4 protein-coding genes are annotated in these 7,749 nt (G+C 58.1%); 3 read left to right on the plus strand and 1 reads right to left on the minus strand.

What is annotated here, in order from left to right:
* Positions 1 to 203: 203 nt before the first annotated feature.
* Entirely contained in the window at positions 204 to 2,777 is a 2,574-nt protein-coding gene (locus NZK35_RS19275; RefSeq protein ID WP_259634185.1) for a DUF1588 domain-containing protein, read from the minus strand.
* Between the two features lie 1,021 nt (positions 2,778 to 3,798).
* On the opposite strand from NZK35_RS19275, the gene NZK35_RS19280 reads away from it, so the two are divergent.
* The 3 genes from NZK35_RS19280 (at position 3,799) to NZK35_RS19290 (ending at position 7,675) form a co-directional block, all read left to right on the plus strand.
* A complete protein-coding gene (locus NZK35_RS19280; protein WP_259634156.1) occupies positions 3,799 to 6,435 on the plus strand; it encodes a fused MFS/spermidine synthase in 2,637 nt (878 codons plus the stop codon).
* A gap of 410 nt (positions 6,436 to 6,845) precedes the next feature.
* Positions 6,846 to 7,358 carry an alpha-L-fucosidase gene (locus tag NZK35_RS19285; protein WP_259634157.1) on the plus strand — a complete coding sequence of 171 codons (513 nt, stop codon included), beginning with the start codon at positions 6,846 to 6,848 and terminating at the stop codon, positions 7,356 to 7,358.
* Between the two features lie 20 nt (positions 7,359 to 7,378).
* Positions 7,379 to 7,675 (plus strand): alpha-L-fucosidase C-terminal domain-containing protein, encoded by a 297-nt coding sequence (locus tag NZK35_RS19290; protein ID WP_259634158.1) that lies wholly within the window; start codon positions 7,379 to 7,381, stop codon positions 7,673 to 7,675.
* Positions 7,676 to 7,749: the final 74 nt, after the last annotated feature.

Consider the following 7,749-nt stretch of genomic DNA (forward strand, 5'->3'; position numbering starts at 1 on the left):
GGCCGGCGTTGCAAAAGTCTCGGCGCCTTCTCCTACGGTCAAATCCGTCACTTATACAATTGACGTCCCAAGGCGATCAACAACATAGCCTGGGGTGAGACCGGACGAGCCCCAGCGAATCCGGGCGTAACCCCAGGTCCACTCCCCCTTTCGATCGGCCGTCGGCTTTGCCGCCGGCCGATCGAAAGGGAGAGAGAGCTTTCCTAGCCTCCAGTCTCGCTGCGGGTGCGATACAGGAAGGCGTCCGACGTCAGTAGCGAAGTGATCAGCGCGTTCATACTGCCGCCGCTTTCCTTGTAGGCGCGGTGGGCGTCTTGCAACACGGGTGCATCGTGCAGTGTTTCGTTGCGGCCCATCCAGAAACGGAAGGCGTGACGCACGAAAACCTGCTCGACGCGTTCGCTCTGGGCGAGTTTCCGGATCATCTCAATCGCATTGGCGACCTCGCCGTCGAGTGCGGGGTCCCCCGAATCGATGATCTCGCCAGTGGTGTCGACGGGTTTTCCGAGTTCCAACATACGGTACAGCCCCGCGTGGTTGTACATCTCGAACGGCAACCCGAGCGGATCGATTTTCTCGTGGCAGTTCCAGCAATACGTTTCCCGCGTGACCCGCATTCGTTCGCGCAGCGTGCTGTGGGGTTCATCGGGCAGCATCGCATCGACGGTGATCGGCACATCGGGAATGCCGCCGCCGAGCAATCGTTCGCGAATCCATCGACCGCGTTTGATGGCGTGATTGTCCATTGCGTCGGAATGCGAAACGAGCCACGTGGGGTGGGTCAGGATGCCCAAGCGTCGGTCTTCGGGCATGCTGGCGAGAAATCGTTCGGGCCTCATCGATCCATTGCCAAAGCTACGGCGACTGACACGGGCATAGATCGTCGGCCCTGTCAGGCCTGCCACGTGGACCCTGAGAAAATAGTTGTCCAATCGCTTCTTCTCGACCGCGGCCAGCTGCTGTTTCGCAGCCGTGACGGCCGCCTCCTTTGCGGTCAGTTCCGTCTGATGCTTCGCCGTTGTTTCGCGCGGATTTGCCGTCGACCGCTGAAGAAGTTCGGCCAATTCTTTGTGAGCCCCTCGCAGCGCGGCGGTTGCCCTCTCCATTTCCGCGGCGACGGCGTTTTCTGCCGCAGCCAAAACCGCAGCGGTTTCATCCTCGGTTGGCTTTCGGCCGAAATAGATTTCATCGGCCTTGGTCGCGACCACTCTGTTCGTGGTCAGCAACTGTTTCAGCACGTCTCGGTCTTCTCGCAGGATCAGTTCGACCAGACGATCCGTGCTGGCGGTCGCGTCAAACATCGCGCGGTAATGTAAATCTCCCTTTGCGTCGACACCCGCCGCGGCCAGAGCGTTGGTGTCTTTGCAGACATAGCCGCACAGGTCGTAGTCAAAGAAGTCTCGAAAGAATTGCAGAATGCGAGGTTTGCGAATCCTGTCGTCGGCCAACATCCGCTGGACTTCGCGGCGAACGTCCGCCCTGGTCCTCATCCGTCCTTCGATGATCGCCGCAGACAGCGTTTCGTCGGGTTTGATGTACCGCAAGGCATGGTTGACGGCCAGTCCGAGTTCCCAGTCCCGGAGCATGACGCGTCCGTACGGATCCGACGAACCCTTCTCGACCAGCTCCGGTCGAAACAACGCGTCGCGATCTAGAAAAATCGCGGACAGGCCCAGTACGGCGCCATCTTCTTCACCAAGTTTATCGATTGATTGTTGTACGAGCTGTAGGTAGTGGTCCGATTCGATTTCACTCGGCGGCCGAAACGTCAACGCTTCGAACAAGTAGTTCACGGCATCACGCAATCGCCGCTCGGTTTTGGCGTCTGACTTCATCAGTTCATAAACAGGAGTCAGCGGACGAACCACTTTGGTGCTGTAGACCAGACTGGTCGGCAAGCCACGCTGATTATCCGCCATCTTGTCGGCAATCGGCTTGGGATTATCCGTGATCTGATCGGGCTGAGCGATACTCAGCGGACCGTCCGCCATGTAGCGGATGATGTCGTCGGCGGCATTCAATATCTGCGTTGCTTCGGCGCTGTTGACCGTGTAGAAATCGGGATAGTTCTCCAGCCCGTATTTGCGTGCCGACGACAGGATCGCGGGAACGCTTTTGACAGCCGCGGCATAGGCCACCGTGCCGCCCTGCCACTGAATGATTCGATCGGTGCCGAAGTATAGCTTCAGTTCGCCGCCGTGGTTGGTCGGCACGGCATCACCATGCGTCCGTAGCCCCGGTTTTCGAAAATCATATTCCGGTTCCGTATTGATCAGTTCATTCAGGCGCGTGATGTGTTCCTGGGGCGTCACCCGCCAAATCCGGGCCGGCGATGATGTCGGCACCAATCGAATCTGTTCGGGCATCGAGCCAAACAGCAGATCATGATCGACGAAGTTACCCTTGTTCGGGTCACGGTGATCATGGAAGCCACCCTTGTCCTGCATGACGCGTGTCAATTCGTCGACGATCCAATCAGAGAACTGCAGACGGTCGACCACCCCCAGCTCCGACGGCTCCGGCGGCGGCATCTCCTTCAACGAAACCTGGCTCCAGATGTTTCTCCAGGTGCCAACGTTGCTCTCGTTGACCGGCCCCAGATCGTGCAGCGACAGCCCGCCCTCCGATGCCGCCTCGCCATGACAGTCGATGCAGTGGTCGGCAAGAAACGCCCCGGCATAACTTTCAAAGTCCTTGTCGAGCGGTTGCCCCGGGGTGTACCGGTCGGCATGTGCCCACGACAGTATGCCGAGCGAAACGCAAAACGCGGCGAGCATGACGCTGCCACGCACGCCAAACGCCAAACGCCAAACGCCAAACGCCAAACGCGGCGGAGCCAGCCTTTCCGTGCTGCATGTCTCTGCGGCCGATTATGTTAATTCTTTCTGCGAAATCCAAGCGTTGCGTGCCGAAACCAAGCCGAATCGACTGCGGCGTCGACTTGGCGATCTCCAAACGCCGCACACCGACTGCAGCGTGGGCGAGCTAGACAAACAACCCCTGCCAGGGTCAGCTAAAATACGCACAGGCGAGATGACAAACCACCCATCTTTTGTGGCTTTCGGTGATTTCATCCACCCAGAAATGCCCTGCAAACTCGCCCCCGGCAGCACGACCGGCGCACGAAAACCCCGTGAATACTGAGTTTGGGCGTTCACACGCGTCTGCGCCACCCGATAGATGCATGAACAAATGACGATCAATCGCCATCACCGGTCACCCGACGATTGAGTTGGATCGGCGTCCTTCTGCTTTGATAGACTCGTCAGCGTCGCCAGTGACGTGGCCGATGGGCAAACGGGACCTGAGGCGCTGCCCATGAGGATTCCGGTGGTGCGCGAAGGCGACCACCGGCTACTTGCTGCAACCCCTCTCGGGGTAAAACCTGCTCCGCACGCGGGTTGAGTCTGCGAGATGTAGGTAAAGCGCAGGGCGACGCCCAAGGCGATGGATGTAAACAGCCGTTGGACGAAGCCATCCACTTACAACCAATCTGACATGTCGAAGATGCGTGAACACTTACGCCCGCTGGGAGGGTGACGAAAACCCTTTTCCGTCAACGACTTTAAAACTGCACGACCTCCACAAGGGAGGTCGAAGCGGATGGAATTGCATCACGAAAAAACGCGAGAGCCAGGTGTTGGAACGAATCACGATGACGTCCAGCACTCATCGCCGACCACGAGTATACTCACGGGCGTGACGTGGCCGACGAGCGAGCCGAGGAGCGATCAAACCTCACCCGTTTGTGCATGCGGTTGGTGAACGGTCTGAACAACATCCCGACGAAGTCTTTCTATGCTCCGTTATGCTCTGACGATCTTCACCAGTGCATTTCTGCTGTTTCAGGTCCAACCGATCATCGGACGCTTCATCCTGCCGTGGTTCGGCGGAGGGCCGTCGATTTGGACCAGCTGCATGCTGTTCTTTCAAGCGGCCCTGCTGGGCGGCTATCTGTACTCGCACCTGCTTTGCGCCAAGCTCCCGGTTCGTTCCCAAGCGTGGATCCATCTGGCGGTTCTGGCGGTGTCCGTGTTGCTGTTGCCGATCGCTCCGGATGAAACTTGGAAACCGTTGCCCGATCAATCGCCGCTCGCCAGAATTTTGCTGGTCTTGATCGCGACGGTGGGCGGTCCGTACTTTGTGCTCGCATCGACGGGCCCCTTGATGCAGAAGTGGTTCAGCCAGACTTCGCCGGAACGCTCGCCCTATCGCTTGTACGCGTTGTCCAACATCGGTTCACTGCTGGCACTTCTCAGCTACCCGTTTGTGATCGAACCGCGGTTCACGCTGCAACAGCAAAGCGTCTCTTGGACGTCCCTGTACGTCGTTTTCGCCTGCTTTGCCGCATGGTGTGCGATCCGGCTGTTGAAACACGATGTGGTCCCGATCCCAGGCGACAAAGCTGCCGGACAAGCGGCACCCGAATCGTCGTTGTCGCAAAAACCCGGCTGGATCGTCGTCTTTTTGTGGCTGATCCTATCGGCATGCGGATCGGCCATGCTACTTGCGACCACAAACCAGCTGTGCATCGATGTCGCAACGGTCCCGTTTCTTTGGATCCTGCCGCTCAGTCTGTATCTGATTACCTTCATCATCTGTTTCGATCGTCCACAGTGGTATGATCGACGCAGCTTTGGAATGCTGTTGATGGTCTGCGGACCGCTGGCGGGTTGGGCGATTTCCTCGGGTCCCGACTTGGAATTGGCAAAGCAAGTCGTCATTTTTTCCGCGGCACTGTTCGCTTGTTGCATGGCGGTCCATGGAGAACTTGTCCATTCCCGCCCGGACCCACGCTACCTGACGCTTTTCTACCTGTTGATTTCTGCCGGCGGTGTCCTCGGTGGGCTGTTTGTCGCCATCTTGGCAACGAATTTGTTCACGGGTTACTGGGAATTTCAGATCAGTGTTGTGGCGTGCTGCGTGTTTGCATTGACAGCAGCCTGCCGACAACGCGTCTGGGACGCGGCACCGTCTGGCGATTTCTGGACCTGGGCGGGTGGAGCGCTTGCGGCGATCATTGCAGCGATTGTGCTCGTCTGGACGCCTCATCACGACTCCCTGGATGCGATCGACGAAATCGCGTTGTTCGGCGGATTCGGCAGCTTGATCTTTTCGGGGCTGATCGCGATCGGCACGCGCAGCGAGCGTTCGGTGTCGGCTTGGACTTGGTACGGCCTGGCGGCCCTGCCCATCGGCTGGATGGTGGTTTGGGGATCGTGGCGCTCGCCCGAAGTGATGCCCGTTCGCTTGAGCATGCAATTCGCAGCGATTTCGATCACCGCGTGGGGCGTCGCGCGGGTTGCCCTGTGGGGGCTGCGACGTTTCAGTGAAGCACGCCAGAGCGGGTTGATCCGCGTCGTCATTGTGATGTACGCCACGACCTTGCTCGCCCTGGCGCATCAGCAACACGTCGTCACCACGGCTCAAGCCTGGACGCTGCTGCTGGTCGGACTCGGTGGCGTGATGGCCGAATGGATGATCAGAAAACTTCGCTCGTCCGATCGGCCCTCACTGGGCATTTGGTACTGGGCGCCACTTCTTTCGTTGGTGGCGACCATGGGATACGACTTTTGGGAAACCCTCGACCCAAACTCACACGACGTTGTCCATCGGTCTCGTAACTTCTACGGCGTCTTGAATGTGGACTACGTGCCCGCTTGGGACGACGACGAATCCCCGACGCCGGCGAAGTTCAGGCTGGAACACGGCCAGATCCAGCATGGCTTTCAGTACGACGATGAAGACTGGAAGAGGGAGCCGACGACCTACTATGGCAGAACGAGCGGCTTGGGTCTTGCGATCGAAACGGTCCGCGAGCGCAAGCAGACGGACAAGTCGATTCATGTCGGGGTCGTGGGACTGGGCACGGGAACGATCGCCGCCTATGGAAAAGCGAACGACGACTTCCGCTTCTACGAAATCAATCCCGCCGTCCAAGAGCTGTCCGGCCGATACTTCAGCTACCTGCAGGATTCCGCCGCGCGAACGAACGTCCGCATCGGCGATGCGAGAATCGTCATGGAGCGGGAATTGCGTGAAAATCAGCCGCAACACTTTGATGTGCTGGCGATCGACGCGTTCAGCAGCGACGCCATTCCGGTTCACCTGTTGACGACCGAATGTGCCGAGATTTATCGCCAGCATCTCGCCGAAGATGGCATCCTGGCGATCCACATCTCGAATCGTTTTCTCGACCTCGGCCCCGTCGTCCGCGGCTTGGCAGACAGGCTTGATTGGCAGTCGATCCGCGTGAGCAACGACAAGGACGAATCGATCGGCGTTTACGGTTCGACCTGGGTGCTGCTGACACAAAACGCAGAGGTCGCCGAACAACTGCGACGGAGTGAGTCGTTTGAGGCGTGGGAGCAAGATGAAACGATTCTGCATTGGAGCGATGACTACTCCGGGCTTTGGAACCTGCTCTCGCTCTGAAACCTGCTTCCCGGTCCTGCGTCCGACGAGATAATAGCAGCAGGACGCAAGCCCTCGGGACGTCAATTGCATTGCCGATGCATTGCTCGTTTTACCGCGGCAGCGATTTCACGCCATCGGTGTTGCACATCAAAGATCGGGTCTGGCGAGCGAAGCCCAAGCTCCGGTTGCGGTGGCCACGGATCTGTGTCGCAGATCACCTTCCCCGTGTCGCAATGAATCCTCGCTCAGATACACGCCTCAATGACAATGATGGTCTGTCAAATCACAAGCTTTGACGTCGAGCACGGATGCTGACGACGACGAATGCGTTGCGGTTTCCACGCGAAAAACCCATCGTCTCCCCACGAAACTTCCCCACGCGAATCTCGCGCGGTCGGAACGAGACGTTTTCAACCCCACGGTGACAGATGAAATACTTGACGGTCATGCTCGGAATGATGTTTTTGTCTTCGCTGACTCTCGTGGCATCAGGCGAAGAGATCGAGCCGACATGGGAATCGATGGCGGCCCATTACGAAGTCCCTGAGTGGTTTGTCGACGGAAAGATCGGCGTCTGGTTTCATTGGGGAATCTCATCGGCCGCCGATGAAAACCGTCCCAACGACGGATCGCATTACGGTCGTCGCATGTATTCACCGCCGCCGGAAGGTACAGCGGACAAAGACTTGGGTATGAGCGAAACGCTGACGAAGTGGCACATCGAGCACTACGGTCCCATCGAAGAATTCGGCTATGAGGATTTGATTCCATTCTTTAAAGCCGAGGAGTGGGATCCCGACGCGTTGGTGAAATTTATCAAAGACAACGGCGCCCGTTTCATCATGCCGGTGGCCTGCCATCACGATAATTTCGACATGTATGATTCGTTCCATCCCTGGAACTCGGTGAAGATGGGGCCGAAACGCGACACAGGACAGTGAAGACCTTTGGCGAAGGGCCATTGAAAGTCAAAGATGGCCGGCAGGGCGAAAACCGTGCGAACTTCTCCCAGCAGGACATCCGCTTCACCACCAAAGACGACGTGCTCTATGCCTTCGTGCTTGCTCCGCCGACCGAGGACATTGTCATCAAAACGCTCGCGACCGGCGGATTGCTCGACCGCGAGATCACCGGCATCGAGCTGATGGGCAGCTCCGAGGAAATGAAGTGGAATCGCTCTCGCGATGCGCTGACGATCAGGTTGCCCAAGAGTTTGCCGGGAAAAATCGTCAACGGCTTCCGCATCCACACGCAATAGGGCTGAACGAGAGACCGACCGCGGAAACGAGGTCAGGTGCGAATGGCACGGGCTTAAGTGTTGGTGTGCAGGCT

Origin of the sequence: Stieleria sedimenti (assembly GCF_025060895.1) — a bacterium.
Taxonomy (GTDB): Bacteria; Planctomycetota; Planctomycetia; order Pirellulales; family Pirellulaceae; genus Stieleria; species Stieleria sedimenti.